This window comes from Oleiphilus sp. HI0080 (assembly GCF_001635135.1).
The window spans coordinates 1-687 of sequence record NZ_LWFU01000071.1 but is presented as its reverse complement, the minus strand read 5'-3'; the positions used below and the strand labels follow the sequence as shown (position 1 = coordinate 687).

1 protein-coding gene is annotated in these 687 nt (G+C 51.7%); it reads left to right on the top strand.

What is annotated here, in order from left to right; genetic code table 11:
• The coding region (locus A3751_RS22410; RefSeq protein WP_197466076.1) for a hypothetical protein at nucleotides 1-687 on the top strand (687 nt) is incomplete at both ends.

Sequence of the window (687 nt, the reverse complement as noted above, 5' to 3'; positions counted from 1 at the left end):
TCATAGCCAGCTTACTTAGTAATCTCGTTGAGCTGTTAGTGCTTTCGTCTGGTGAAGATGACGTCGCGGAACTAGAGCGAAAGCTTAGAGGCGTCACAACGGATAAGGAGCGTAACGCGGTTGCTGAGGAGGTACTTGGTGTTCGCTTCGATACGCTTTCGAAGACGTTAATGAAGCGCTGGCGAATCGATGGTCTGGTTCATCAGATTTATGATCCCGGCGCAACGGATTCCCGCTTAAAGGCAATAGAGCTTGGTGAGTCAATTGTTGGCGCAACCGCGAAGGGTCCCAACTCTAATGCGTTTAAATTGGCCCTTAAAGAGTCTGTAAAATATACCGGCAAAACGGGCGAGCAAGTGCGGGGCGTGCTTACGAACTCAACGTACAGCGCGATTTCTGCTCTTAAAGAGTTTGGGGATGAACGGTTGATAAACGCCGTACCTGAGCCAGGCCTAAGCCAATCTCCGAAACCGGCGATGGATTCATTTGACGCCAGTGAGACGGATGATCGCTCAAATGCGGCGTCCGAGCTAGCAGAAGACATTGAGGCCGCACGCGACAAGGGTGATATTGAAAAGCCTGACAGCCGTTCAGCCACAGAGAGCAGTGTAAGTTCTGATCACGATCCAGCGGCGAAGTCTCGTTCTCAAAGCGACGCTTTGCCGGTCGAAGGCGAGATGGACGAAT